The organism is Bradyrhizobium sp. USDA 4354 (assembly GCF_054060315.1).
The window spans coordinates 3,463,177-3,489,425 of the sequence record NZ_JBSSDC010000001.1 but is presented as its reverse complement, the minus strand read 5'-3'; the positions used below and the strand labels follow the sequence as shown (position 1 = coordinate 3,489,425).

At 59.0% G+C, this 26,249-nt stretch carries 20 protein-coding genes and 2 pseudogenes; 12 read left to right on the top strand and 10 right to left on the bottom strand.

Annotation, left to right across the window (positions count from 1 at the left end; translation table 11 throughout):
• Window positions 1-2: 2 nt before the first annotated feature.
• Genes ACVIIV_RS16140 through ACVIIV_RS16130 form a run of 3 tightly spaced genes read right to left on the bottom strand, consistent with a single transcriptional unit; the run spans window position 3 to window position 5,591 of the window.
• A complete protein-coding gene (locus tag ACVIIV_RS16140; RefSeq protein WP_456745033.1) occupies window positions 3-3,437 on the bottom strand; it encodes an SbcC/MukB-like Walker B domain-containing protein in 3,435 nt (1,144 codons plus the stop codon).
• Window positions 3,434-4,087 (bottom strand): DUF4194 domain-containing protein, encoded by a 654-nt coding sequence (locus ACVIIV_RS16135; RefSeq protein ID WP_456745032.1) that lies wholly within the window; start codon window positions 4,085-4,087, stop codon window positions 3,434-3,436. Before ACVIIV_RS16135 ends, ACVIIV_RS16140 begins: the two co-directional genes overlap by 4 nt.
• Entirely contained in the window at window positions 4,062-5,591 is a 1,530-nt protein-coding gene (locus ACVIIV_RS16130; RefSeq protein WP_456745031.1) for a Wadjet anti-phage system protein JetA family protein, read from the bottom strand. Before ACVIIV_RS16130 ends, ACVIIV_RS16135 begins: the two co-directional genes overlap by 26 nt.
• A 274-nt stretch (window positions 5,592-5,865) precedes the next feature.
• Between ACVIIV_RS16130 and ACVIIV_RS16125 the strand changes: the two genes are divergently transcribed.
• Entirely contained in the window at window positions 5,866-7,038 is a 1,173-nt protein-coding gene (locus tag ACVIIV_RS16125) for a nucleotidyltransferase family protein (RefSeq protein ID WP_456745030.1), read from the top strand.
• A gap of 316 nt (window positions 7,039-7,354) precedes the next feature.
• Here ACVIIV_RS16125 and ACVIIV_RS16120 read toward each other — a convergent pair whose 3' ends face one another.
• The gene (locus ACVIIV_RS16120) at window positions 7,355-7,957 is read right to left on the bottom strand and encodes a HipA N-terminal domain-containing protein (RefSeq protein ID WP_456745029.1); all 603 of its coding nucleotides are present in this window, start codon (window positions 7,955-7,957) and stop codon (window positions 7,355-7,357) included.
• Complete coding sequence (locus ACVIIV_RS16115) at window positions 7,932-8,306, bottom strand: helix-turn-helix domain-containing protein (protein ID WP_456745028.1); 375 nt, start codon at window positions 8,304-8,306, stop codon at window positions 7,932-7,934. Before ACVIIV_RS16115 ends, ACVIIV_RS16120 begins: the two co-directional genes overlap by 26 nt.
• 752 nt (window positions 8,307-9,058) lie before the next feature.
• Between ACVIIV_RS16115 and ACVIIV_RS16110 the strand changes: the two genes are divergently transcribed.
• Together ACVIIV_RS16110 and ACVIIV_RS16105 are read left to right on the top strand one after the other, a co-directional pair.
• On the top strand, window positions 9,059-9,283 hold the full coding sequence (locus ACVIIV_RS16110) for a hypothetical protein (protein WP_126261388.1): 225 nt from the start codon (window positions 9,059-9,061) through the stop codon (window positions 9,281-9,283).
• A 1-nt stretch (window position 9,284) separates the two neighbouring features.
• Window positions 9,285-9,851: a type II toxin-antitoxin system VapC family toxin gene (locus ACVIIV_RS16105; protein WP_456745027.1), complete on the top strand. Its 567-nt coding sequence runs from the start codon at window positions 9,285-9,287 to the stop codon at window positions 9,849-9,851.
• Between the two features lie 1,396 nt (window positions 9,852-11,247).
• Here ACVIIV_RS16105 and ACVIIV_RS16100 read toward each other — a convergent pair.
• From ACVIIV_RS16100 to ACVIIV_RS16085, 4 genes and pseudogenes are all read right to left on the bottom strand, one after another.
• Window positions 11,248-11,454: a cold-shock protein gene (locus ACVIIV_RS16100; RefSeq protein WP_456745026.1), complete on the bottom strand. Its 207-nt coding sequence runs from the start codon at window positions 11,452-11,454 to the stop codon at window positions 11,248-11,250.
• Between the two features lie 217 nt (window positions 11,455-11,671).
• Window positions 11,672-11,848 (bottom strand): hypothetical protein, encoded by a 177-nt coding sequence (locus ACVIIV_RS16095; RefSeq protein WP_456745025.1) that lies wholly within the window; start codon window positions 11,846-11,848, stop codon window positions 11,672-11,674.
• Window positions 11,849-13,986: 2,138 nt separating this feature from the next.
• Window positions 13,987-14,226 (bottom strand): annotated as a pseudogene (locus ACVIIV_RS16090) (PLP-dependent transferase); the annotation flags it as partial.
• 97 nt (window positions 14,227-14,323) lie between these two features.
• Entirely contained in the window at window positions 14,324-15,199 is an 876-nt protein-coding gene (locus ACVIIV_RS16085; protein ID WP_456745024.1) for a LysR family transcriptional regulator, read from the bottom strand.
• A 1,146-nt stretch (window positions 15,200-16,345) separates the two neighbouring features.
• On the opposite strand from ACVIIV_RS16085, the gene ACVIIV_RS16080 reads away from it, so the two are divergent.
• The 9 genes and pseudogenes from ACVIIV_RS16080 to ACVIIV_RS16040 all read left to right on the top strand — a co-directional run.
• Window positions 16,346-17,518: a cobalamin-independent methionine synthase II family protein gene (locus ACVIIV_RS16080; RefSeq protein WP_456745023.1), complete on the top strand. Its 1,173-nt coding sequence runs from the start codon at window positions 16,346-16,348 to the stop codon at window positions 17,516-17,518.
• A 28-nt stretch (window positions 17,519-17,546) separates the two neighbouring features.
• On the top strand, window positions 17,547-18,383 hold the full coding sequence (locus ACVIIV_RS16075; RefSeq protein ID WP_456745022.1) for a phosphodiesterase: 837 nt from the start codon (window positions 17,547-17,549) through the stop codon (window positions 18,381-18,383).
• Window positions 18,384-18,509: 126 nt separating this feature from the next.
• Complete coding sequence (locus tag ACVIIV_RS16070) at window positions 18,510-19,739, top strand: urea ABC transporter substrate-binding protein (RefSeq protein WP_456745021.1); 1,230 nt, start codon at window positions 18,510-18,512, stop codon at window positions 19,737-19,739.
• Between the two features lie 155 nt (window positions 19,740-19,894).
• Window positions 19,895-21,130, top strand: coding sequence for an ABC transporter substrate-binding protein (locus ACVIIV_RS16065; RefSeq protein ID WP_456745020.1), 1,236 nt, complete (start codon window positions 19,895-19,897; stop codon window positions 21,128-21,130).
• Window positions 21,131-21,213: 83 nt separating this feature from the next.
• Window positions 21,214-22,077 (top strand): branched-chain amino acid ABC transporter permease, encoded by an 864-nt coding sequence (locus ACVIIV_RS16060; protein WP_456745019.1) that lies wholly within the window; start codon window positions 21,214-21,216, stop codon window positions 22,075-22,077.
• 4 nt (window positions 22,078-22,081) lie between these two features.
• Window positions 22,082-23,098 (top strand): branched-chain amino acid ABC transporter permease, encoded by a 1,017-nt coding sequence (locus tag ACVIIV_RS16055; RefSeq protein WP_456745018.1) that lies wholly within the window; start codon window positions 22,082-22,084, stop codon window positions 23,096-23,098.
• The gene (locus tag ACVIIV_RS16050) at window positions 23,095-23,841 is read left to right on the top strand and encodes an ATP-binding cassette domain-containing protein (RefSeq protein WP_456745017.1); all 747 of its coding nucleotides are present in this window, start codon (window positions 23,095-23,097) and stop codon (window positions 23,839-23,841) included. The genes ACVIIV_RS16055 and ACVIIV_RS16050 overlap by 4 nt, the downstream gene beginning before the upstream one ends.
• Complete coding sequence (locus tag ACVIIV_RS16045) at window positions 23,828-24,514, top strand: ABC transporter ATP-binding protein (protein WP_456745016.1); 687 nt, start codon at window positions 23,828-23,830, stop codon at window positions 24,512-24,514. Before ACVIIV_RS16050 ends, ACVIIV_RS16045 begins: the two co-directional genes overlap by 14 nt.
• 89 nt (window positions 24,515-24,603) lie before the next feature.
• Window positions 24,604-24,741, top strand: a pseudogene (locus ACVIIV_RS16040) (hypothetical protein); the annotation flags it as partial.
• Window positions 24,742-24,957: 216 nt separating this feature from the next.
• On the opposite strand, the gene ACVIIV_RS16035 reads toward ACVIIV_RS16040, so the two are convergent.
• A complete protein-coding gene (locus ACVIIV_RS16035) occupies window positions 24,958-26,229 on the bottom strand; it encodes an MFS transporter (RefSeq protein WP_456745015.1) in 1,272 nt (423 codons plus the stop codon).
• Window positions 26,230-26,249 lie beyond the last annotated feature (20 nt).

Below are 26,249 nucleotides of genomic sequence, written 5' to 3'. Positions count from 1 at the left end.
GGCTACTCGGCGGCCAGACGGGTGGCCAGCTCATCTTCGGACATCAGGTCCGGATCGATGGCCATCAGTTCGCGCTTGGCCTTCTCTTTCAGTTCCACCACGGTGGCCCTGGACTGCTCGCCGATCCGGTCCACCTCTACGATGGTGTCCATGTGCTCGAGCACGGCGACCCGCTTCTCGAACGGCGCCGCGATCACGAACTGGAGCCCCAGGTTTTTGTAGAAGCTCATCATCTGCCGCTGGTTCTTGCCGTCCATCTTGGAGAAGGCCTCGTCGAACATGGCCAGGGCGAAACCGGCGGGCTTGCCGCCACGACGCTCCGCGCTACCGTAGACGGCAGCCAGCGAAGCGCCGATGGCAACGTAGATAGGCACCTGCTGTTCGGCGCCAGACCCGGTGCCGCGCCGCTGCTCCCAGCGGGTCGAGCGGCCGGTGGCGACATCCTCCATGTGGATCTCGAAGGTGTAGAAGTTGCGGTAGTCCTCGAACTGGGTGAAGTCCTTATCGGGATCCTCGAGCAATGCCTCGAGCGCAAGGATCGTATCCTTGTGCGGGAAGTCATCGGGCACGTCGCCCCGGAACAGCATATCGAGCGCCTCCGGAGAGGTTTTGGCGATCTCAATGATCTTCAGGATGGGCTGGAATTCCACCATCTGAGTGCGGTGGAATGAATATCGCTCGTTATGAAAGGGATGTGCGTAGAGGCTGCGGTTCAACGATTGCAGCTCCCGCTCCATCTTTCCGATCCGGGCCGTGAGCGCGTTGATGAACTCGCCGCGCAGCAGGGTAGAGGCCTTTTCCGCCGCTTCCCGCGCCTGCCGTTCGTACTGGCGCAGCTCATTGGATTCGATATCCGAGATGAGCTGTTCCATCCAGGGCTTCACCTCCCGCAGCGGCTCGCTCTCTGCGCCGACTTGCGAGCTCATCCCGAACTGGTCGAAGTAATCGTAGAGGAGCTCGCGGACCCGCCGCTCGATGCGGGCGCGCTCTGCGTCCGAGGCGTCCGCATCCTTCACCGCCCTGTCCGCGATGGCGCGGTGCTTCTCGGCGAAGCCCTTCTGGGCTGCGGCATTGAGGCGCTCGCGATACACGATCCTGCCCTTCGCGGCGGAGTAGAGCGGGAAGGTCTTGCGATAGATCGACCGGGCCACCCGCAGGTTGAGCTCGGAGCCGGGCACGTTTTCGCCCTCTCCGAGCCTCCTCTCTGCCGATCTGACCTCACCGTCATGCTCGCCGAACGCCTTCTGCTGGATCTTTCGCTCGTCGAGCCTCTTCTCCTTCAGCTTCTGCTGCGCTCGTTTCTTGTCGCGAAGTCCGCCGTCGCCCGCCCCCTCAAGCGCTTCGAGCCTCGCCTGGGCTTCGGCGATCTCGGTCTGCGCGGCTGCGAAGGCAGCGGCGCTAGCCTTCAGATCGTCACGTTCCTCGCAGATGTTCTTCAGAGCGGCAACGGCCTGCTCTGCCGCCTGGGCCTGCTTGCTCTTTTCCGTTTGGAGCCGATCCAGCTCCTCGGCCTGATCCTGCAGGGAGCGCAGGGCGTTCGCCTGGGCCGCCTTTCCAATCTTGTGCTGCGAGGCTTCGAGCCAGCGATGGGTCCTTACGAGTCCGTCGTCGTAGAGGCCGTCCTTCATGATAGCCCGGCCGGGCCTGTTGAATTGGTCGAGCGTATCCGCGAGTCGGACCGTGCCGTAGCGGCGCATGATGAAGGCCATCGCGTCCGGATCCTGGCTCCGGAAGATCGAGGGGAAAGTACCGCGCTCCGGCTTGGCCCTGAACTGTTCGAGCTTATTTAGGCTCACTAGCGATGCATGGCGAAACTCGCGGCGACCTTCCTTGAAGATTGACGTGGCGGCGCTGATATCCGCTCTGTCCACGAACACGGCTTCCCGGTCGCGGCCGAGGAGCGCCTCGGCGGCTCCTACCCACTCGGGTTCGGCGACTTCGATGATGTCGCAGAGCACGCGCGGGACCATTCCCCTCTGCCGCAGCCTGCGGCAGAGGAGTTCAGTGTCGTCGCCGAGATAGGCGCGCGCCCCTCCAGTGGCGTGCTGTCGGATCCGTTCGAGCACCTCGTCGCGCCGGCCTCGGAGCCCGGAAAGCTCCGCGATGATCGTTTGACGCGCTTCGTCGATCTTCGGCAGCCATTTCGCGCCGCTTGCCGCGAAGGACTTCTCGGCCGCGGAGAGCTCGTCGGAGACGCGCCCGATGTCGGCCTCGGCGGTGGCGGTCAGAAGACGCTCAAGCGCAGGAACGAAGTCCTCGAAACCGTCCGCGCACATCGCGCGGAGCGGCGCCAGGCGACGGATGTTCTCCATGCGAGCCTTGAAGTCCGCCGAGGCGCGGTGCGCCGCCTGCCCGGCCACATCGGCGGTCTGCTGCAGGGACTTTCTGCCGGTCTTGGCATCGTGCTCGGCGATCGCGGCCGTGAGGCGTTCGATCTCGTTATCGATGGCCTTGACGTCGTCGTCGATGAATTCGAGTTCTTTTGCTGCGGCGTCCCGGCGTGCCATCTCGGTACGCCGCTTGGTCTTGAAGTCCAGGTTTGTCGCGCGCGCCGCGAGCCAAGTCGCGCGTTTTGCGATCCACTCCTCCCTGAACTTGGTCTCGAGCACTTCTTCAAGGGTGCCGAGGACGACCCGAAGCGCCCTCAGGGCTTCGAGCCTGAGGCGCATCTTTCGGATGGTTTCGCTGATGTTGCGGTATGTCTGGATCGACTCGCGCAGCTCCTTGATGCCGATCGGGCTGTCTTCGAGGATGTAGTTCCGCACGAACTGCGTGGCCGTCTGGTTGTGGTCGAGCGTCATCGCGTTGACGATTGATTTCTGCAGGGCGCTGGCGTTCTGCTCGCCATAGGGCGAATGCGGCAGAAGGTGGCGCATGTACTCGCGGACGTAGTCGCTTGCTCGGTCGCGATGATTGACGAAGTTGCCTTCGCCGACCGCAGCGACGATCCGGGCCCGCACGTCTTCCCACTGCGCCGGGAATTGCGACTTTCCTCGCTGCTCGATGAAGTCCTTGGATCTCAGAACGGTCCCGACGGCGACGAACAGTGCCAGCACGGTCTCCCTGCTGTCGGACTTGCGCGCCTCAAGCGCCATGCCGATCGTGACCGGCGGTCGATCGCCTTCCTTGTCTTCGAACCCTAGCGCCACGTAGGTGCGCGCCTCGTCGCGCCGGCGCTGGTCTTCGCCGAGCGTCCCAAGGCAGTAATCCACGACGCTGCGCTTCGAGCCGCTGCGCGATTTTCCGCTGTCGCCGGCGACCGCGTTCAGGCGCAAGAACCGCCGGCTCCCGCCGGTGAGAACGACCTGTGCCATGTCGAGGATTGTCGATTTTCCGGACCGGTTCTCGCCCAGGACCCCGACATGTCCTGTCACGTCGATGTCGGCGACGTCGAACAGGTGCCAGTTCACCATCGTCAGGTGGCGTAGCTCCATCATGCCTCGTCTCCTGCGGGCTGCGGAGACCGCGCCTCCTCGCTACGGACGTAGCGCTCGAGCCGTTGGAGGGCATCACCGCCACTGATCAGCTTGATCATCGGGCGGATCCTGATCTCGCAGTCCTGCTGCTCGTCGTCAAAATCACCGATCTCGACCAAACTGCGTTGGGCGGCCTCGCGCAGGATGTCCCGGAAGCGGGCGGCCGAGATCGCGCCTCCGCCGCCGTGTTGCGCCATCTCGCGGTAGCGATCGAATAGGTCGTTCAAAGTGGCCACTACGACGGCCCGGTCCTCGACCGCTCCGACGTTCACCTCCTGCTGCCAGTATGCCGCCAGCACCAGGACAACAATGGTTTCGTCGAGCTTCATTCGAGGCAGCGGCACGTCCTCGTCCATGGCGATGATGCCGGCCCACTGCGCCTCCGGATCGCGATGGACGCGGTATCCGCAACTATCGAAGAAGCCGTCGACCACGTCGCGGAAGCGGCCATCCATGATCGTGTTGTAGACTGTCCCAGTCCGGGGATCTCCCGCGAACACGAACTGCCGCCGTAGCAGGAAGTGCAGCGCTTTGCGGAGGTCGGCTGCCTTTTCCGCGCCGAAGGTTCGCTCGACGTTTTCTAACTCACTGAGCATGAGCTGCCTCTGCATTCCGGAAGTGGCCGGATCGCCTAACCACGAAGTTCGCACACCGAAGCCATTCGCTGTCGTGGGGCGGCGTGTCTGGGCGCGGCTCCAGATCGAACCTGGCCGCGACCTGCGCCGGAACCTCGCCCGTCAACGCATATCGGCGGGCGCAATCGAAGGCGAGAAAGTCGTCCACGGTATCGATTTCCATGAAGCGGGCTTCCCTGGTCGCGACTGGCGGCACCTGGCGCTCGAGGAATCGTCTGACGTCCTCGGGGCGGGGCGCGATGCGAGCGATGTACTCGAGGCGGAGCTTCTTCCGCAGTTCGTACAGCGGGTCCGATGGCGGCTCGGCGAGCTCCCTTGCTTCGACGGGACGGCGTGGCTGCCTGGCCGGCGCCTGATGGTGCTCCGACCAGGGGGACCGCAGGGGCTCGATGCTCCATTCGATAGTCGCCTTGTGGTGTCTGCCATCCCGCAGTAGGGCATCCAGGCGCCGCACCAGGTCGCCGGCCCGGCCGACGAGTCCCTGCCCGCCCCGCTCCGCGTACTTAATGGTGTTGCGGACCCGGGCTTCGAGCTGCCTGCGGAAGGCCTCGATCCTATCGAACATTTCCCCGATCTGATCGAAGATGCTTTCGATGGCCAGCAGGTCGTCGGCCGCGGCCATTCGACCGTCCTCGATGTCGGCTGCCATGCTGGAAGCTGTGTACTCCTCGGCGAGGACCTGCATGGTTTCCGGGGTGTAGGAGATCCTCCGCGCGAGATCGACGATGGCGTCACGGAAGCGGTACGGATGGTTGACGGTGAGGATGGACTCGAAATCTTTCAGCAGGAGCTGGTCGACGAACTCCTCGAAAAAGGCTTCCAGCCGGGTAGCGACTGTTTTCGACTCCATGACCGTCCGTCGGACGCGCTTCAGGTCGGCGAGAATGGCCCGCAGGCTCCTAGTGAACTGGTCGGCCTGATTGCGCGCCTCGCGGACGGCGAGCGCGGCTTCGCGCTGCTTGCGGTCGGTGATCTCGGGCCTCAATTTTTCGACGGCCTCCAGGTTGAGGCGGATTTGCACGATCAAGCCACCGAATCGCTGCGAGAGATCCTTGTTGAGGCTCGCGAGCCGCTGGATCACGAGCAGCGGTCCCATAGCCATATCCACGGTAACGCGAAGCCCGTATTCCTCCTCTTCAAGCCATCCCCAGGCGAGCAGCCGGGCGTACAGTTGTCGGGCAAGACCGAGCGCCTTGTCGCCCTTCTCGGAAGCGAGCGCGACGTCGGCCTTCCGGATCCGGCGGCGACCCGCAGAGATTATTTCCGGCAGGCTGCCGAAATCATCGCCCTCGTTCCAGAGGGCGCGGTTGTCGCGCATGACGTCGTAGATGGCATGGACCACCTGCTGCGGGGTCGGAAACGACGGCGCGCCCGAAAAGAAGCGTTCATGGAGGTCGAGCAGACAGGCCGCGTACAGGTGCTTGTGATCGCGCGAGAAGGCTAAAAACGCATCGTCGTGCAAATGGCGGAAGAGGGACAATGGGAACGGCTCCTTGGGCCCGAGGTCATCCCGAGAAGTCGGCCCGAACTCATGATATGGGGGAGAATATTGTAGTTGAGAGTGGATTCGAAAGGGTACAACCGCAGGAATAGTTCTCAATATGTTCTAATGTAGTGTTCCGAATCTGTTTTGTCGAGGACCGCGCGGAGAAACTTATTGTTACCATTTCGCCAAAATGGACACAGTCGGCTTGTTACCGCTCGGCAAAATGGATAGAAAAAGCGTTGTTACCACTTCGCCAAAATGGTAACAAATGTCCATGAAGCACTTTTCAAACATCGACCAAGTCATGTTTTCCGACTTGGTTCAGAAGGCGACTGACGCGGACTTCGACGAGAACTTCCCGGAAAACGGGACCTTTCTCAAACAGAAGCGCGCCAATCGCGAGTATTACTACTACAAGGCCTATGAGCCATCCGGCCGCGACGGACCGACGAAGACGGCCCTCAAATACGTCGGACCAGCGGACGATCCGGAGATCGCCAAACGTGCCGAGACGTTTCAGCGCACGAAAATCGGCTATCGCGCGCGGCGCGAGCTGGCGGCAAAGTTGAGGCGAGCGGGCTACCCTGCTCCTCCTCACATGGAAGGCCTCGTCGTCAACGAACTCGCGCGCGCGGGACTTTTCCGGCTTCGCGCCACGCTCGTCGGTTCGATGGCCTATCAGACGTACAGCGGTGTCCTCGGCGTCAGGCTTCCCGACGAACTCGTCACGACCGAGGATATGGACATCGCAAAATTCTACGGCATCTCGATCTCGATCGACGAAAGCATGCCGGACATCGAAAGCATCTTGAAAAAGGTGGATGCGACCTTCGCGCCCTCGTTCTCGCCCGACGAAACGAAGCTATTCAGCGGATTCGCCAACGCGACCGGCTTCAAGGTCGAATTCCTTACGCCGAACCGAGGAGACGAGGACTACTCCTCCAGGCTGACACCGATGCCGTCGTTGGGGCCTTCGGTAGGTGCTCAGGTGTTGCGCTTCCTGGATTTTCTGATTCATGAACCGATCCGCTCCGTGGTTCTCCACGATGCAGGCGTACCGGTCCTTGTGCCGGCGCCGGAGCGCTACGCGGTTCACAAGTTGATCGTCGCCACCAAGCGGAATGTCTTCTTTGCCGACAAAGCGAAGAAGGACATCAACCAAGCAGGCGCACTCATTCAGGCTTTCGATGCCGTCAAGCGCAGCAGCGACCTGGGTTTCTCATGGATGGAGGCATGGGAACGCGGAGCCAGATGGCGACGCCGCCTTGGCGTCGGCGCGCTGCGTCTTTCCGACGACACTTTCGAAATGCTCTCGAAGGGCGTAGCCGAAGCGGCCAAACTCGACGGCAAGCCGGCAGAGGAGTACGGCCTTACGGGAGGCAAGGAAGGCCTTCTTGCGCGCGTCTCGATAGCAAAACCGACGGCGTCGCCGACGCCGTGATAGCCAGCTCGACATGTCGACGAGGCTCTCGCATGCCGGTACTGCTGCTGATCATAGGCGGCGTCGGCATACCGAATCAGAGTGCTTGGCATGCTGATCATTTCGCTGCCGATGCAGGCTGATCATGCCGGTGATGTTGCCGCTCACTCGGCATCATGCCCTTCGCGATCAGACTGATCGTGCCCGCCCGAACCGCCCTGTCGCGGGATGGCGCGAAAAGCCAATCTCCGCGATGATGCGGGAGAACCAGTAATCTTGAACTGCGGCGACACTTGTTTGTTCTGGAGGGTGGCGCCACGTGTCGTCGGTAAGACCATCAATCAGCGTTGCGTTCGCCTTGCGTCAGGCAGAATGCCTCGTTCTGGACGGCGCCAGGCAAGCGCTCGCCATCGGCCTTGATGATGTGGGTCGATGGCGCGCCGTCGATCGGTATGTACAGGGTGTCGCCATCCAGAGCGACGGCGAGCTTCATCTGCACACCGGCAAGCGACATCGACACGCCATTTTCGCCGACGAGGAAGGGCTTGTGGGGGAGCTCATTGAGGATGCGCTCGAGCGAGGCCTTGTCGGGGATCTCTCGCCATTTGCCAGCGATCAGCCCGGTGCCAGGTTGTCCGACGGAGAGCGCGCCGGCGGTGTCGCGGCCCATCTCGGCAAGAAGACCGATGACATCGGCCGGCGACTTGCCGAGCATATGACCCACGGTCCCCAGAGTTGCGTTCTCCGGCAGCAGATTTGCCGCCCATGGCAGAATTGACGAGGCATCGTGCGACGCCCGCGAGAGCGGCATGGTGAGCGACACAGGGAAGGCGCCGGTCAACCCGCGCCAGGATTCGGCATAGGTGAAGGCTGATGCTTCGTCTGCTGCCGTGATCCAGCCGACCTCTCGCGTCTCAAAGTAGACCGGAAGACGGTCCATGAGGCTCCTCCTCGTCGCTGTCGGGAATGTCCGGTGTCTCGGAAGTGTTCGCCCGGCGGGCTTGGGCATCCTTGAGAACATCCTCGATGCGCAGTCCGAGCACGTTTGCCACGTGCAGGCTGCGCCCGAGCTGACAGGTGCTTTTTCCGGCCTCGAGGTCGACGATGAAGCGCTTTCCTGTCCCGCTCACCATGGCCAGCTCGTCCTGCCGGAGGCCCTGGCGTTTGCGTTCTTCCAGGATGAGGCGACCGAATGCTGCAGCGAACTCGGCGGCTTGGCGGCCGACACCGGTCTCGCCAGGAGCCTCGCTTCCGCCCGAGGGGGGAGTGCCCTTTGGAGGCGTGTTCATAGCTCTCGTCCTAAAGTTACCGATCGGGAACTTTTAGTGCGATTCCGATTGAAGGAGGTGAAAAGTTACCGAGCGGGAACATTTGCTCAAAAACGAGCTTGAGCAGCCCAGAAAGTTACCGATCGGGAAACCTGCTCCCAATATCAACTGGGTTCATTGAAGAGGAGATCGACGATGACCGGCAGGGTAATCCCCTAATCCCCGTCGAGCGAAGCAGGTCCTTAGCGCCCGCTCGGCGTCGAGCGGCGCTGCGGCCTCAGAACGATCCCGGCGATCCTGTGCGGCTCGCGAACCGGCAGCGGATGGGCGATATGAGGACGATCTCGCGCGAAACCGCGTCAAAACATGAGGCTAGTTGATCGGGCGTGCCCCCGATTGCCAGCTGAACCAAATCGCGGAGCCTCCTCCTTGTCCGCGCGCGAATTCGACTTTGCACTGACAACGAGCAGCATCGACAGCGCAGCTGCGGCCAACAACTCCTTCCAATGATAGTCCACTTCGTCCTCGAGGCCGGCACAGTAATCAGACGCCTTGAAGTCGAAGCAGCAGAGGGATTATGTTAGACAAATTCCATTTTTGTTCAACAAACGGGTAAAGTTTCTATGGCAAAAAGATCGGCTAGCAAGCCCACGCCCCTCCGGGCGAAACGGAGAAGAGCTGCATCCAAGGGTGGCTCGGTACTGATACAAACCTTTAAGCGTGAGCTGGCGACCAGCGGGCTTGTCGCGAGCAAGGCACGATTTGAAGCGGTCATGCTGGCGGCGGAACGATCCGGCCTTTTGAGTGAAAAAGGCAGCCGCATCGGTGGCCGGGTGAGTCCTGCCTTGGTCCGGCAGGCCAAGCACCAGACGGGCATCGAGGCGGATACGGAGTTGATCGAGTTTGCGTTGGCGACGGTCGCACTCGAGGACAACTTCGCAGAAGCGTTCAAGAAGTCTCGGGGCAAGGTCGACCCAGCGTTAAAGCTCGGTTTCTAACGTGGCGGGATTCGACTTTGACGCGGCGCGACGTTGGGCGCGGTTCGATCCGGAAAACACGCTGGCACGGCGCAGCGACGATGACCTTCCGTTCGTCAGCGTCGGCCTGACCGCCGGACAGGGGCTACTGCTCGATACCTGCGTCTATATTGATCAAATGCAAGATCGTTCGCCTCCGATCCTGGACGACCTGATCACGCAGCGACAAGTCAATCATTCGACTGTCGCGATCCAGGAGTTGATGCACACGGTCGGCGCGCTCAATCCTTTCGACGCGCGAACCGCTTCTGTCGTCGATGTGATCGGGAAGCAGATCAAAGCGATGCCGCCGCATCGGATCTTTGCGCCGGACATAGACGTGCTGGGACGAGCCGCGCTGCTATCAGGGATCCTCTGCCGCCTCCAGGGATATGAAAAGGACGGCAAGTTGCGCGCGCTTCAGGATTGCGTGCTGTTCCTGCAGGGCCAAAAGCTCGGCCTGGTCGTCCTGACTGCGAATGTCGGGGACTATGATATTCTCCTCCAGCTGATACCAACCGGACGCGTGCTGTTCTATCGTTCGAAATGATCTCCATTAATGTTTGAGAAAGATGTTGACGACCTTCGCTTACCGACACCTCCAAGCTTTGGTTGACCGAGGGTTCAGCATGAACTTTCCAAATCAGTGGTGTCCCTGGCTGGACCGGCCCGTCGTTGACGATTTCGCATGCACGGCTGCGCCAGCCGCGATCGATGCGCACAGAACCCTCCAGCATTTGGGGTAGCAGCACCGCGGTCTCGACGGGTTCAAACAGTCTGTTGTGTTCAGCCGGATAAGCATGGACCTCCATTTCGGGACCTCATCAACAAGCTGGACAACGAACTGGTGAGATCCTTACCCAAAAACTCTCCGTCTGCGCTGAGTTGCCCGCGACAAGAAGGAACGCGGAATCACCCTTGATGCCAGCCGATCGCGTTGCAGAGGTAAGGTACGTTGCGCCGAGATTGGGCCGGAACATGGCTTGCGCAAGGAATTCAGCGAAGATCTCTGTGCGCTAATCATAGGCGAAGCCTGCGAGCTCGAAGCGATGATCATAGACGAGAAGGCTGGTCTCCTGAGGGTCCGCATCTACACGCTCGCTCCAGCGAGAAGCTGTCACCATCATGCGACCTTAAAGCATCTTGAGTTCTACAGCTCGCCGCGCCGCGATCGCGTTCTTCTTCACCTACTCGACGCCATTCTCCCTCTTCCCCTTCGTGGGCGCCCGCTACTGCGCGCAGGTGCAAGACGAAAGCCCCAGTGCTTCGCGAACGCGATGAGCTCGTCTTAAACTGAAGCGACCGGCTCACCGCGTCGTCGCGCACCACGAGCGCGCGTGGATTGTCCATCAGCACTTCCTCCGGTACGCCGCCGAATGTCCGCAACGCTACCGGCCAGTGGTCTGAACTGTTTGAGGACAATAGTAGCGCCCGAGGGGCAAGACCAGACGCAACAATTGGCCGTTTTTCTTTCAACCAGGGGCGAAGCCCGTCAGCTTCTCGCAAAAGCTTGCCGGAGTACGGTGCCGTCCTGGTCTGCGTTCGAGCGCAGACAGGAATTGCCGCCCGTCTTGCGTATTTCCCGGCCAAGAGCATCGCCAAACACAAAGTCCGCCGGGATCCGGCCCCTGTTCTGCCAACCGCTTCATGAGCTCGAGGCGTGCGCGACGTGCACTTCCCGGCTGTTCACGAGCGTACGGCTCGACGTGGCTAGCTGGCCGAAATATGTTGCCACAGCGGCACGGCGACCTGGCTGGTAGAGCTGTGACTCTGGCTGCAGCGATTGGTCAATGGTCCCAGAAGATAGACGCTCTCAAGCGGTTTACGAGACAGCCCCATGCGTAGAAGAGACGGTCGAAAGGCCGAACGCCCGGCGCGCCGTGACAGGCATCGCCGGACAGGTGCGAGAACACGCTTTGTAGAGCAGTGTCCGGAGGCGGGTCAGATCAGCCAACCCGGAGATCCTCAGCTGAGGTCTTACCCGAACGCCCGGCCTTGAGCTCATAACTTACCCGGGCCCCCTCTTCGAGGGTGGTGTAACCGGCCTTTTCGACGGCACTGATGTGCACGAAGACATCGGGACTTCCGTCGTCAGGCCTTATGAATCCATAACCTTTGGTCGGGTTGAACCACTTCACAATACCCATTGCCACGGCGGCATCTCCATAGTGAACCATTGTGATCTAGCGAAGAGTCTCCCCGTCATCAAGACGGTCGGCAAGAGATGCCCAGAATCGCTCCGCTGATCACGTGCTTGTTTTCTGTATCGCGTGGTCTAGCTGCGGCCGCATCGTGCAAGCGACAAAAATCCTGACGTCGACGACAGTTTCGCCGCAAGGCTTCAGCCCAGATGACGTTTTGATATTCGCTTCACTCGTCGCGCAGCACCGGCTTACAGAACAGTTGCGTAGCATCGAACATGCCGCGCTCATCCAGAGCCGGCGGATGGTTTTCATCGACCTTGAACAACAGGGCGGTCGTGAACTTCTTTGCGTAGCCTGGAGCAGATTTTCGACCCGAGCATGCCTGCGTGAAGATGCCTGACATGTTTTCTCAAGCACGAAGACGCTCGCATGGCCGCGCTTTGGCTGTTCGTCTTCGGAGGTCGCCCGCACGTCGCGCCCTGACGAACGAACAGGGCGTGCCGAGACAATCCTCAAGGAATCGCATTTGGCAAGTTATCCGCTCGTCCTGTTGTATTTGGGAATCGGCAAACCCGCTCGACAACGCCGGAGCCTGTTCAAACCGGTAACTTGCGCATCTGACGAACTTCGTCGCGCCGCCGGTGGCTCATCAGCCTCTCGCCTGGGTCCGATGAATTCATCGGAGCAACGTGAAGGCGTTGAGATAACCGTCTCGATTTAATCTGCTTCGGTCAGCCCGTTGACGGAAGTTTACTCAGAACAAAGCCGCCTCCATGCATAGGTGTATTCAAGCGCCAGTTGACGCGCGTGTTCCGTGAGATTGGCCGCGGCACTGTGTCCCCGTCGATGTTCTCGTAATAGAGGTAAGGCTGGCCAGCGCGGCGAGCGAGACTGGAAGCTCGCAGCATACCTCGCGCATGTGGTGTTGCTCCGCGCCCATCCGCCAACCAACGCACCTCAATCACCAAAACGCCCAGCATATCGGGAGGCCGTCACTTCGCCCGACCGGACCGTAAAGCGATGCGTCTCAGCTTGTCGGTGGCGAAACCTGCCGCCGTAAATGTGCGTTCATCTTTCAACGGTCCCATAACCGACTGGAAAATGCCACGGGAGCCTCCTTGTGAATGGGATCATCGACGTTTCGCGATTCGGGCGATCGCGCTCTACGCATTGGACCGGTTGCCGCAGGGTCGCGGTGGCCTTCATCAATCGGTGGTGAGATTGCTCGAAGCTCAAGCCTCCGCTCCAACTCCTCCAATCCGGCCTTACATTCGGCGACAACTGATCGGGCACGAAGCAGCTTGACTTTGAGCTCGTCCATTTGCCTGACTATCTTCTCACGATCCCAATCGTCCTGCATCAGCTCACGACGCATCTGCAAACACCAATGCAAGGCCGGCGCTTGGCTCGTCTAAGGGCCGCCACCCGGCGTGTCATGCACGGGACCCTTCAGTAAGCGGGTTCACGACAATGCGGCGGCGCCCACAGCCAGAATGGCCAAACATCGTTATGTTGCTGCGTCTGACCAACGTTGATGCGATTGGCGCTACAGGCGGTCGGCGTGCTGCTGTCCGCTGGAAAAGCGCATACCTCAATAGGCCGCGAAAGTACCGTTAAAGAACAGGTCGCAGTGAGGGCACTAGTCGCGAGCGGGTGATCCGCAGCAGCGAGCTGCTCGAAAGAAATCTCATCTTTGATCTTGTTTGTGTAGTCCGGCTGTTACGGATTTTGTCGATGAGAGATGGCGGGCTCGCCATAAATGACCGGTGCACCGGCTCAGCGAGTATCCGAGCGTCGAGACCATCCCTATTGATCGCTTCGGTGATAGCCTCGGTGAACAGGTGGTCACGAGCACGGTCGTGACGAAAAGGCAACCGCGCGACCCAGCTCTCATCGAAAAGGCGGACAGCGCCGGCCTGACGGGCGCCCCCTCGCCACACACTAAGCGCAGCTTTTCAATGCGCCAATAGCATCTGCGTCGACGTCCCTAAGGCCGTCCTTGCAGAGCTCCAAATGTCTACCATGGAAGATACAGCGCGACGAACAGCAGCAAGACTAGAAGCCCGAAGGTCCAGACAATTGGCCTAATCAATGTCGACATTTCCAAAGCCCTTTCGATCTCCTCGGCCGCTCGCTGGCAATCTTCCGCAATGTTCATTAGCCCACTCTCTCATCCAAGTGGGCACGCTCCGCTTCAGACCGGCAAATCTGCTCGACCCGCCGCAACTCTCTGAGACTTCGTTTTCGTCGCTTGTGCACGCTCATCCGAACAGCCCAGTCTCAGCGCGATGCGGCAAGAATTTGGCGTAGCCAGCTCAAACGTGACTGCGGCCAAATCCGACAGTTGAGGCCTACGTCAGGTTTGTAATCCGACATGAGGCAGGCTTGTCCCACAAAGCTAATCGAATCGACTTCCCCCACGCCCAGTTGCGGTAAGGACTTCAAGCTCCTGCACTGGCCTCCTTGCGGGCCGACGACTTTCGCGCTTGCTGGATCGAAGGAAGGACGCGGCCATGCTAAGCGGTGAATCCAGCGGCAATGCTACCGCCTCCGAAAACGCGCATACAAAAGATCATCAAGAATGATCGCACAGAGAAGTAGGTCGGAGTGACCGCCTGCATATTTCGTCAACGCCTCCGCCGCGATATCCACGCTCAGGCTTAGAGTTCTACCCAGCAAACCAGTCGCCCATGTATTGTTGTATCCCGGAAGCACGCCAGATCTTCTGCATCTCGTTGCGATGGCCGGGATATGACAGATTTCCATTGTGGTTGAGCCCGTCGCCTCAACGCAATTAGCTTGATTGCGCCAGGTCGCACCGTGACCGACCTCGCCATAGAAGCCTGCTCATTTTGTCAGGGAAGATCAGATAGACGTCTTAGAGAAGCTGGACGGTATCAAAGAAGGACTTGACGGATCGTAGTCGCCTTTTGTCCGATGTCGTCACAATGTATGTTTTGAAAAGAATGCTGAGCTCGTCGACCGGTTTGTATACGAGTTCTTCTGTTGGAAACACACTATCTTCGAGAAGTATTCCCATCCCGATTCCGTGGAGAACGGCTTCCTTTAGAACCGCATAGGTGGTCATCTTGATAATGTTCGGCATGCTTATGCTGTTCTCAAGGCATGCTTTCTGTATTTCGCGCAGCGTAAGTGAACCATCCTCGGTCAAAATGACTCTTTCTTGAGCAAGTTCAGCCAGACTGAGTGTCTCTCTCCTGGCGAGTGGATGTTCACGGCGGATGAGTGCCATAAGCCGCGTCTTGCTTAGCTCCACGTGAAATAGACTGGCGATGTCATCAGGCTCAGTGATGATGGCAATATCTACGTCATGTTGCTCAAGTCGTTGCTTCGCAAGTTCCCAGGTCACTAGCGAGAAGGTGATCCTCACCGCGGGAAAGCGTCTGTTGAACTCAGAGATGATTGGCATCGCTGGACGAGGCGCATTTGCGATCACCGTTAGATGCCCAGCTGAAAGGTCGCTGTAGGCATCAACCGTCTCCGCGACGAGTTGCTCAAGAACCCGCACGCGATCAGTTAGCGCAAATAGCTCCTGAGCTGGCCTCGTCGGCTCAAGCCCATTGCGATGGCGGATGAAGAGTGTCGTCCCCATACGTTGCTCAAGCTTGGCAAGATGCTGGGTGACGGCCGACTGGGTAACGCCGAGGACAGCCGCAGCTTCCGAAACGCTTCTTCGCCGGAAAACCTCCGTGAAGGCTGCTATCTGGTGAGAACTGATCTTCATAGAGCTCATGGCCTTGTCGCGCGAGCCTTCTTCGCATTCGGAACCTGGGCTCTAGGCCTGCCTGACCCCATAGCGCTCTGCGATTCCAAAAGTCGGAGCCCTTTGGATTGGCGTGTGATCACCCTCGTGGGGCGCTAATGCGCTCCGGTCACCTGGCACCAGATCATCAGATACAAGAGCCTTCGGCCTCTGCTTCTTGAATCGTCCCCGACACGGAGGTGCTCCTTGATGAAGCTAGGCTTCCGCTCACCCATCGGGAGCACATGAATGGCGCTCTCTTGAAGTACCGGCAGCTTGCAGCGCTACTGGAGCGGGACTGACCTTTATGAAATGGAAGTTTCTTATACCGCTTTCGCTTGGTAGGACGAAGCGCTCCCCGATAGGCTCTCAGATCCATACAATGCCTGTCGCGGTCCTGTGAATGAAGATCACACGGTATCAGAATTGTCAAACATCTGCTGTCTCCGGCAAAATTCGGCGCTAGCCCTGCGTTTGCACCAGCAATGTTCGTCGCGCATACCTTAGGATAGGTTCAACTTTCGATTGTGTCAGCGGAAGCGTGATCTCTGTACAAAAGGAACGACCAGCTTGATCACTGAGCGCGCTGAAAGGCACCTCACGATCGGCGGCAATTTGGTGCGAGGCATATGACATCCACTATGAGCGGTACGCAACGGCATTAGCCCGTTCAGGCGGTCAACGCTACGCTGGGTCATCAATTTGCGGGCGAGGCTTTCGATGAGTGTGATGACGCCATCTCAGCCGTTTGCACGGAGAGATCGCGTACGCCTATGCGCAGGATAATCGGCCTCATACAACACATTGCTAATTCTTAGAGAGCGTTGTTTTGCACCATCTCGTCAGCGATGTGGCAACCACAATCCCGCGCTCGCCTTCGACGGATCAGAGCTGCGGCAGCCAATAGTTGGCCGTGAGATTATCGTGGCCTGTAGAACCAATGGCGCTGCTATTAGCTGCGCTAATATCAAGACATTTGTGCGTCAACAGCACTTGCTATGTCCCGAATGAAGGCGGGCGGCACTCCTCGCGCTAAGCTAACAGCGCAATGCTCACCCGCAAGGCATCAATTCAGGAGCCTCCCCCTCCGACGAAAAGGGGGCGGGCAACCATTTTCTGCAAGCAATAGGAGGCACAATGAAAATAAGCACCGATCGGATCCTCACGACTCATGTCGGTAGTCTACCGCGGCCACCCGCATTGGAGGAGAAGCTGCTGGCGAAAGAGAAGGGCAAATGGGACCCCGCCGCTGGCTTGTTACTAGCTGGTGATGTCAGCTCGGCGGTCGCGGACGTCGTGAAGAAGCAGGCCAGCATCGGCTTGACCATTGTCGACGATGGCGAGATGAGCAAATACGCCTATGCGACCTATGCGCGGGAGCGCATGACAGGCCTGACCGGAGTTGATCAACCACTCGCGCTATCCGAATTGGCAGAGTTTTCGAATTTCGCGAAGAGGGTCAATCTAGACATCAAGACACCAGCGTGCGTTGGGCCGCTTGAGTACCAGGGAAACGCGGCTGTTGCGACCGATATCGCCAACCTCAAGAAGGCGCTCGATATGGTTTCTGTCGAGGAGGCGTTCATGAACGCATCCTCTCCCGGAATCATGGCTCATTACATGCCGAACAATTTCTATCCATCCCAAGAAGCCTACCTCTATGCGCTGGCCGATGCGATGAAGCAGGAGTACGACGCCATCGCAGATTCAGGGCTTCTTCTGCAGATCGATTGTCCGGATCTCGCGCTCGGCCGCCATTTCCGAGCCAATCCGATGGATGTTGCGGAATTCCGCAAGGAAATCGCCCTTCACGTCGAAGTGCTCAATCATGCTCTGCGCGACATTCCCGCCGATCGGATGCGCCTGCATCTATGTTGGGGAAATTACGAGTCGCCGCATCATCACGACATCGATCTTCACGAGATCTTCGACATCGTCATCAAGGCGCGACCGATGGCGCTGTTGCTTGAGGCGGCAAATCCACGTCATTCGCATGAATGGAGCCTATTCAAGGAAACCCGACTGCCCGAAGACAAGGTCATCGTGCCCGGCGTAATCGATACCTGCACGAACTATATTGAGCACCCCGAAGTCGTGGCGCAGCGCATCGAACAATATGCCAATCTGGTCGGGCGAGAGCGCGTGATCGCTGGCACGGATTGCGGCTTCGCCAGCTTCGCAACGTTTCATACTGTCGATCCGGACATTGCCTGGCGCAAGCTCGAATCGCTAACACAAGGCGCTGAGATTGCATCTCGTCGGCTCTGGAACGCTAACTCCAGCCGATCTGATCAAGCCATCGCATCCTGAAGACGTGACACGCTCGCAAATATCACAAATGAAAATCATCCAAATCACCGACCTTCACCTGGTTCCAACAGGCGAGCATCTGTTCGATAGTGATCCAGGTGAACGCCTAAGTGCCTGTCTTGCTGATATCGCCAAGCATCATTCAGACGCTGCGCTTTGTGTCATTACAGGTGATCTTGCCCATCACGGCGAGAGGAGCGCCTATCTCCGCCTGCGCAAAGCACTCGAGGTCTTGCCGATGCCGGTGCGGCTTCTGATGGGCAACCACGATGATCGCGACAATTTTCGCAACGTATTTCCTGATGCTCCAATAGACGATGCCGGCTTCGTCCAGTCGGCGCTAGACACGGCGGCCGGGCGCTTTCTTTTTCTCGACACCAAGCGCTCCGACGGCCATGCGGGTCTTTATTGTGTGAAGCGCCAGGCCTGGCTTCGTGCGCGACTGGAAGAGGCGAAAGGCGAACCGGTCTATCTGTTCATGCATCACCCGCCGCTCTCGGTTCATTTTCGGCCTGCTGATGAGCTGATGCTCGGCGATGGCGAGGCCTTCGGAAGCATTCTTCAGGGGCATTCTATCCGCCATCTGTTCTTTGGACATGTGCATCGGCCGATCGCTGGAAGTTGGCAGCGGATTCCCTTCTCGACCCTGCGCGGGCTCAATCATCAAGTGTGGCTCGATTTTGAGCGTAGTCGAGGAATTCCCTGCAGCATGGAGCCGCCGGCCTATGCGATCGCATTTTTGAATGCGGATGCTGTGGTGATCCATACCCACGACTTTCTCGATGCAAGCGCGAAATATCTGTACGATCCCGACCTTCCCGTGGAGTGTCAAGTCGTTCCTATGGCGCGAGCGACCGAACCCTAATTCCACACGCGGCGAGATCCCGTTCCTCGCCGACCATCGTCAAGCCTGCCTCTCCGTCGTGTGGCCGCGGCGGCAGTCGTCGTTCGCGCCATTGAGTTCTTATTCGAGTCTCGAAGGAGCATTCTCATGAATTTGTCCCGTCGTACGTTTCTCCGCTCTTCTGCAGCAGTTTCCGCAGCATCCATGGCCGGCTCATTTTCCAGCCGCGCTTGGGCCGCATCGGACACGGTCGCTATCGCCTCGCTGCATGATTTGTCAGGGCCATTCGACATTTATGGCGCTCCATCGAATTTGTGCATGAAGGTCGCTGTAGAGGAGATCAATGCTGCCGGCGGTCTTCTTGGAAAAAAGATTGACCTCAAGATCTACGACGCCCAGTCCGACATCAACAAATACCCGCAATACGCACAAAGGGCTCTACTGAACGATCGGTGCGTTATGCTTCAGGGCGCTATGACCGGTGCGGCCCGAGAAGCAACGCGACCGATTATGCGCCGTTACAAGGTGCCGTTCTTTTACGGCTCGCTCTACGAAGGCGGCCTCTGCGAGAAAAATTCGTTCTGCGTCAATACGGGTGGTAACCAGCAGGTTGTCCCGCTGCTCGAATGGTCGTTCCAGAACATTGGCAAGAAGCTTTACTATATTGCATCAGATTATAACGCGCCGCGCAATTTCGGCATCTGGAACCATGTGGTGGCGAAGCGCGAAGGCGGCGAGGTGCTGGCGGACGACTACTATCCGTTAGACGTGACGGATTTCACGGCAGCCATCGCAAAGATCCAGGCAGCGAAGCCCGATATCGTGCATTCCTGCCTCGTCGGTGGCCCGGCCATGGCTTTCTATCGCCAGTGGGCAGCAGCTGGAATGCTCAAGAAAATTCCGATCATCTCGATCGTCTTCGGCGCGGGCAATGAGCACGAAGTTCTTGCACCAGAAGAAAGCGATGGTGTGATCGTCGCTTACAATTATTTCCAGGAACTCGACACGCCAAAAAACAAGGAATTCCTGGCGAGGCTCGACGCTTCCATCGGCAAGGCTCGTCCCTACATCAACGGCGATGCTTTCGGCGGCTATAGTGGCGTGATGCTCTGGGCGGAAGCAGTCAAGCGCGCCGGCAGTTTCGAGCGCGAGGCCGTCACTTCGGCATTCGAAAGCGGCATTCGGTGGGAGGGACCGGCGGGTGTCATGATCACCGACGGTCCCACCCATAACACCACGCAAGACGTTCACATCATCACCGTCAAGAACCGCGTCTGGAGTCTGATTCAGAAGAAGGAACAGATTCCGCCGGACACCTATGGCGGCAAATGCAATGTCTTCACCAATCCGAACCAGACGGATTTCCTGATGCCTTGATTTCGGCGGACGGGCTTACGGCGCCGTACCGCGCAAGGGAACGTCTAACTTGCTGGCCGAACGGCCGATAACGCGGCGCCGCGCCAAACGAAACACGCGCGTCCATGGGCGGCACCTGGTCTCGTCTTCTCTCCAAAACTCGAAGGAGCATTCATATGAAACTATCCCGTCGCACGTTTCTAGGCACTTCTGCAGCGATCTCGGGGGCATCCATCGCTGGCGCACTTTCGGGCCGCGCCTGGGCCGCATCCGACACCGTTGCTATCGCCTCGCTACACGACTTGTCGGGACCTCTCGATATTTATGGTGTGCCGTCGAATCTGTGCATGAAGGTCGCCGTCGAGGAGATCAATGCCGCCGGCGGCCTGCTCGGCAAAAAGGTCGAACTCAAGGTTTATGACGGCCAGTCCGACATTAACAAGTACCCACAATACGCTCAGAAGGCGGCGCTGAATGATCGGGTTGTCATGGTGCAAGGTGCGCTCAGCGGCGCTGCCCGCGAGGCGACGCGCCCCGTTCTGCGCAAGCACAAGATACCCTTTATCTATGGTTCTTTTTACGAAGGCGGGCTCTGTGAGAAGAATACCTTCTGCGTCAATACGGGCGGTAATCAGCAAGTCGTTCCGCTGCTCGAATGGTCGTTCAAGAATCTCGGCAAGAAGCTCTATTATATTGCGTCGGACTACAACGCCCCCCGCAATTTCGGCATTTGGAATCACGTGATGGCCAAGCGCGAAGGCGGCCAGGTGCTCGCCGATGACTACTACCCGCTGGATGTCACTGATTTCACCGCCGCCATTGCAAAAATCCAGGCCGCCAAACCGGATATCGTGCATTCCTGCCTCGTTGGCGGTCCGGCCATGTCATTCTATCGGCAATGGGCCTCGGCCGGCATGCTGAACAAGATTCCGATCATCTCGATCGTGTTCGCTGCGGGTAATGAGCACGAGGTACTTGCTCCGGAGGAAACCGATGGCGTGATCGTCGCCTACAACTACTTCCAGGAACTCGACACGCCCAGGAACAAGGAGTTTTTGGCCAAGGTCGAAGCCGTGGCCGGCAAGAACCATCCCTACATCAACGGTGAAGTGTTCGGCGGTTACAGCGGTGTCATGCTCTGGGCCGAAGCCGTCAAACGTGCGGGCAGCTTCGAACGGGAGGCGGTTTTGGCAGCTCTGGAAAGCGGCATCCGCTGGGAAGGTCCGGCCGGGGTCATGACCACGGATGGTCCCACTCACAACACGACGCAAGACGTTCACATCATCAAGGTCAAGAACCGCGTCTGGAACCTGATCGAGAAGAAGGAGCAGATTGCGCCGGACACCTATGGCGGAAAATGCAACGTCTTCACCAATCCGAATCAGACCGAGTTCCTGATGCCGCAGATCTAGGGGCCGGCGCTTGCGCGGCGCTGCATTCTGCGGCGCCGCAGCTCCATTCGCCTGTCTATTGTTTTCGCAAGCCGGGTTAGATCATGGACCAGTTCGTCATATTGTGTTTCGCGGTGGTCAATTCGATCGCGCTTCTTGCCCTGATCAGCCTAGGGCTTGCCGTCATTTTCGGAATGATGCGCGTCATCAACTTTGCCCATGGCGAATTCATCATGCTCGGCGGCTACGTCACCGTGATTGCCAATCATGCCGGGCTTAATCTTTGGCTTTCGATGCTGGTTGTCTCGCCCATTGTCGTCGGCCTGATCGGCGCTGTGGTCGAGCGCCTCATCATTCGGCGGCTCTACGGTCATCTGGTGACGACGATGCTGGCAACCTGGGGACTTAGCCTGTTTCTGATTGGCGCGGTGACGGCCATCTTCGGCAACACGACGTTGGGCGTGAGCGCACCGCTTGGCAATATTCCGATTGGTGCCTATTCCATCGCCGCTTACCAGCTGTTTCTGATCGCGATCACGGCTCTGCTCGTCGTGGGCTCCCTGTTGGCGCTGCACTGGACGAAATATGGGCTGATCGCTCGGGCTGCGATGCAGAATGCGGAAATGGCGGCGACCCTCGGGGTCGATTGCGATCGCGTCTATGCGACCACCTTCATCATCGGCGCGGCAACCAGTGGCCTCGCCGGCGCGCTGCTTGCGCCGATATCGGGCGTGCTTCCGCATATGGGGGCTGCCTATGTCGCCCGCGCCTTCGTGACTGTGATCAGCGGTGGCGGAGCTCTCATCACGGGCTTACTGTCAGCCGCAACGATCCTTGGGCCGGTGGAAGCGCTGCTGTCGTATTTCGCAACGCCTGTCGTCGGCCAAGCCTCGCTGTTACTTTTGGCCGTGATCATCCTGCGCCTTTTTCCGACGGGCGTCTCCAGCTTGTGGACCGGAGGGCGATAACATCATGCTGCGCCACATCAAACGCGCCCTGTTTCCATTCGCTCTTGTGCTCGTGGCTGTTACCGGGCCGTTCGTTCTGGAGCCGTTCGACCTCGTCAATTTGTCCGCCTTTTCGGCCATGGCGATTGCAGCGCTTGGACTCGCCTTCGTTTGGGGGACGCTCGGGATCCTCAACCTCGGACATTCCGTGTTTTTTGGTATCGGTGCGTATGCCTATGCCATCGCGGTCTCAAATTTCGGCGACAGCACGCTTGCCGTGCTGATCGGGACCATACTGCCGGTCGTATTCTCGCTCCTCCTTGGCTCCTGCCTGTTTTTCAGCCGGCTGGGTGATGTTTATCTTGGCGTCATAACGCTCTGCGTGACGTTGATCTTCTATTCTTTTATGACGTCGACTGCGGATCCCTGGTTTCACATCGGGCCGGTGCCGTTGGGGGGCTTCAACGGCATTTCAGCGATCCCATCGCTCAATATGCCGGGCGATCCGCAGGCCTCCTTATCTACGGAAGCGACCTTTTCAATCTGCCTGCTGGCGCTGGCGGGGGCTTATGTTCTGCTCTCGTTTGTGCGTTCGAGCGATGCCGGTCGGATCATGACAGCGATCCTCGAAAGCGAGTTGCGGAGCGAGCTTCTGGGCTACGACATCCGCTTCTACAAGCTCGTCGGTTTTGCCCTGAGTGCTGCCATTGCCGGGTTCGGCGGCACGCTTTACACATCGGTGATGGGGTTCATCAGCCCAAACGTCTTTGATCTTCCGCAAGCTTCGCAATTCGTTCTGTGGGTTATCGCTGGCGGCCTTGGTGCCTTTGTCGGACCCGTGGCTGCAAGCTTCGCCTTTCAGCTTCTAAGTAGCCAGCTTGGTGCCAATCAGGTCTTCAACACGGAGCTGATTTTCGGCGCGACGATCGTCCTATTCGTCCTGCTGGCGCCGCAGGGCCTTCAGCCGATGATTGTCCGTATAGCAAATCTAAAGCTCACCTACCGCTTTGGCATCTTCGGGCGGAAGGAGAAAACTGCATGAGCGGCTTTCCCATTCTCGCAACCCGCGGGCTCGTCAAACGGTTCGGCGGCGTTGCCGCGGTCGACGGCGTGGACCTGGTCGTAGATGTGGGTGAAATCCGCTGCTTGATTGGCCCGAATGGTGCTGGCAAGAGTACGTTGTTCAAATGCCTCACGCACCAACACCAGCCAACCAGCGGGCATGTTTTGTTCGAGGGCCGAGATCTTCAGGGCCTGCCGACCCACCGCATTGCCCGCCGGGGCATTGCGATCAAGAACCAGATTCCCAGCGTCTACGCCAATCTTGACGTCCGCGAGAATATACGGCTGGCCGCGCTTCGAAGGAAACTAACAAAGCGCGAGTTGGACAGCGTCGTTGATTTGGTCTTAGCCGAAATCGGCTTCGACGACCTTCTCGCCAAACGACCGGCTGCGACCCTTTCGCACGCGCATCGCCAATGGTGCGAGCTCGGCATGCTGCTCGCCAGCGATCCGCGTCTTGCTCTTCTGGACGAGCCAACCGCGGGCATGACACGCGAGGAGATGCTGAGGACGGTCGACATCATCAAGCGGCTCAACGCTCGTGCGACAGTGATCGTGGTCGAGCACGATCTTGAGTTCATTGCCCGCCTCGCCCAGAAGGTCACGGTCCTGCACAGGGGAAAGGTGCTAGTGGAAGACAGCATGGAGAGAATTGAGGCGAACGAAACCGTTCGGGACATCTACATCGGCCGCAAGAAGGACGCAGCCCATGTTGAAGGTTGAGCGCTTGAGCGCCGGCTATGGCAATACGCGGGTTTTGCGCGGTCTAAGTTTCGATCTCGGGGCTCAGGAAATCCTAGGCATCGTCGGCCTGAACGGGATGGGCAAAACGACCTTGCTCAAGACGATCATGGGTCTGCTTCCAGCGGAGGACGGCAAGATCCAGCTGGACGGTGTTGCGATCGAAGGTCTGCTCGCGCACCGGCGCAGCCGGATGGGCTTCGGCTACACCCCACAGGGTGGAGCGGGATTCCCCGGCCTGACGGTCAAGGAAAATCTCCTGCTCGCAGGCATGATGCCGGGCGCAGGCCATGCCAAGTCGCTCAACGAAATCATGTCACTCTTTCCGCGGCTCGAGAGGCTTCTTAACCGTCCCAGTGCTGCCTTGAGCGGCGGGGAACGGCAGCTGCTTGCGCTCGCGCGCACCATGGTCAGGTCTCCGCGCCTTCTTCTCCTTGACGAATTGACCGAGGGCATCCAACCGTCGGTGACCGACGAGATCGCCGAATGCCTCTTGTTGATCCACCGACGTGAAAGGTCCGCAATGGTCATCGCCGACCAGGACCTCAGTTTCCTCGCATCGCTGGTCGGCAGAGCTCTCCTGGTCCAGAAAGGAGAGGTCGTAGCGCAGCGGACCCCTGCCGACCTTCTAACCGACACCGTATTTGATACGTAAGTGACGATATAGTTGGCGCTTTGCAGCCGCGAGGCGGAGTGGATATCCAGGTCGGTGCGGGACGTCGCCGGCGATAGAGTGGCGAAGTCAAAGCGACGATCGTAGCGGCGTCGTATGCGCCGGGCGAAGTCGTGTCGGATGTGGCGCGGCGGCCCGGCATCGCGCCAGAGCCTCGGTTCGTGTGCGCAAGGCGGGGGCGTAAGCGGCGTGCTCAGCCTGCCCGGTGATGGTCCGCTCTTCGCTTCCGTAGTGAAGCAGCGATGGAGTTCCCCTCGCGCTGGCGTCGAGACCAAAGCGACGATAGCAGCCCAATAACGATCACAATCGAGATTGGCGGAGCGGCAGTGAGCGCGGTAGTCGGGGTCACCTAGTATGGCTACCGATGTACTCCGGCCGTGAGGGCGGCCGCATGATCGCGGTTTCGGCGAGCGTCAAGGTCATGGTCAAGCCACCTCTCTCATTTTGCCCGCAATAGTCGTCGCAACAATTAGGATCACGGCCATTCCAATCATGCCGGCGTTAAAGGATCCCGTTGCATCCTTAAGCGAGCCGACCATATAGGGCCCAACGAAAGCACCAAAGGCACCAACGGAATTGATGAAGGCGATACCCCCGGCAGCAGCCGCGCCAGTCAGGAAGGTCTGCGGCATCGTGTACAGGATTGTCCGCGCAGTGATCGTGCCCACAAGAGCAAGCGTTAAGCATGTGAGCGTGGTCAAGAGAGACGAGAGGACCGCCGAAAAGACGAGACCAATTGCGCCCAGCATCAACGCAGCCATCAGATTGTAGATCTTGTACCCTTTGCGATCGACAAGCTCGGCCCAGAACAGCATGCCTACGCTTACAAAGAGGTATGGCACGGCCGAGAGCCACCCAACCTGCATGTCGCTCAAGTTGTGAGTCTTTAAAATTAGAGGAAGCCAGATTCCAATTCCGAATGAGCCTATCGTGAAAGCGAGCACGATGCACGTCAACATCAAAACACGGACATCTTTGATTGCGGGCCAAAAGTCCTTTTTGACGTTCACGTGCTCTTCCCTGGCGAGTTCTTTGAGCAGCGCTTCCCGCTCTCCAGGCGTCAGCCACGACGCATCAGTTGGCTTGTCGGCAAGCAGAACGAAGCAGAGGAGTCCGAGAAGGCAGGCCGGAAGGCCCTCAAGCAGGAACATCCATTGCCAGCCGGCCAGTCCTCCTAGTCCATCCAGTTCGAGTAGGGAAGCAGAGAGAGGGTTGCCGATTAGCGAGGATAGCGGTGTTGCAGCCATGAACCAGGCGAGCGCCCTCGTCCGTGATCGCACCGGAAACCAGATCGAGAGGTACCAAATCACCCCAGGAAAGAAGCCTGATTCGAATGCTCCCAGAAGCAAACGGACGAGGTAGAAACTGTACGGTCCAACTACAAATGCCGTCGAGGCGGCCGCAAGACCCCAGGTGATCATGATGCGGGCGAACCAGCGGCGCGCTCCGAAGCGATACATGAACATGTTGCTGGGCACTTCCAGCACGCAATAACTGACAAAAAGAATTCCTGCGCCCCAGCCGAATTGGCTAGCACTCAAGCCGATGGCTTTGTTCATTTGCAGTGCAGCGATGCCGACGCTGCTGCGATCAATGTTATTGAAAAGATAACCTAGTATTAAAAGAGGTAACAGTCGCCGCGTGTTTTTGGCAACAGCGCTGGCGACCAAGGCGGGCCTCGCCTCGGCGTCCGCCATTTAGTTCTCCTTCCGCAGCT

Bases quoted from the DNA above. Each gene is read 5' to 3' on its own strand.
- ACVIIV_RS16080 (WP_456745023.1), top strand. From the start codon at position 16,346: ATGAAAATAAGCACCGATCGGATCCTCACGACTCATGTCGGTAGTCTA.
- ACVIIV_RS16110 (WP_126261388.1), top strand. From the start codon at position 9,059: ATGCTGGCGGCGGAACGATCCGGCCTTTTGAGTGAAAAAGGCAGCCGC.
- ACVIIV_RS16060 (WP_456745019.1), top strand. From the start codon at position 21,214: ATGGACCAGTTCGTCATATTGTGTTTCGCGGTGGTCAATTCGATCGCG.
- ACVIIV_RS16085 (WP_456745024.1), bottom strand. From the start codon at position 15,199: ATGAGCTCTATGAAGATCAGTTCTCACCAGATAGCAGCCTTCACGGAG.
- ACVIIV_RS16035 (WP_456745015.1), bottom strand. From the start codon at position 26,229: ATGGCGGACGCCGAGGCGAGGCCCGCCTTGGTCGCCAGCGCTGTTGCC.
- ACVIIV_RS16135 (WP_456745032.1), bottom strand. From the start codon at position 4,087: ATGCAGAGGCAGCTCATGCTCAGTGAGTTAGAAAACGTCGAGCGAACC.
- ACVIIV_RS16125 (WP_456745030.1), top strand. From the start codon at position 5,866: ATGTCCATGAAGCACTTTTCAAACATCGACCAAGTCATGTTTTCCGAC.
- ACVIIV_RS16095 (WP_456745025.1), bottom strand. From the start codon at position 11,848: ATGTCAGGCATCTTCACGCAGGCATGCTCGGGTCGAAAATCTGCTCCA.
- ACVIIV_RS16115 (WP_456745028.1), bottom strand. From the start codon at position 8,306: ATGAACACGCCTCCAAAGGGCACTCCCCCCTCGGGCGGAAGCGAGGCT.
- ACVIIV_RS16120 (WP_456745029.1), bottom strand. From the start codon at position 7,957: ATGGACCGTCTTCCGGTCTACTTTGAGACGCGAGAGGTCGGCTGGATC.
- ACVIIV_RS16140 (WP_456745033.1), bottom strand. From the start codon at position 3,437: ATGATGGAGCTACGCCACCTGACGATGGTGAACTGGCACCTGTTCGAC.
- ACVIIV_RS16070 (WP_456745021.1), top strand. From the start codon at position 18,510: ATGAATTTGTCCCGTCGTACGTTTCTCCGCTCTTCTGCAGCAGTTTCC.
- ACVIIV_RS16045 (WP_456745016.1), top strand. From the start codon at position 23,828: ATGTTGAAGGTTGAGCGCTTGAGCGCCGGCTATGGCAATACGCGGGTT.
- ACVIIV_RS16055 (WP_456745018.1), top strand. From the start codon at position 22,082: ATGCTGCGCCACATCAAACGCGCCCTGTTTCCATTCGCTCTTGTGCTC.
- ACVIIV_RS16065 (WP_456745020.1), top strand. From the start codon at position 19,895: ATGAAACTATCCCGTCGCACGTTTCTAGGCACTTCTGCAGCGATCTCG.
- ACVIIV_RS16075 (WP_456745022.1), top strand. From the start codon at position 17,547: ATGAAAATCATCCAAATCACCGACCTTCACCTGGTTCCAACAGGCGAG.
- ACVIIV_RS16050 (WP_456745017.1), top strand. From the start codon at position 23,095: ATGAGCGGCTTTCCCATTCTCGCAACCCGCGGGCTCGTCAAACGGTTC.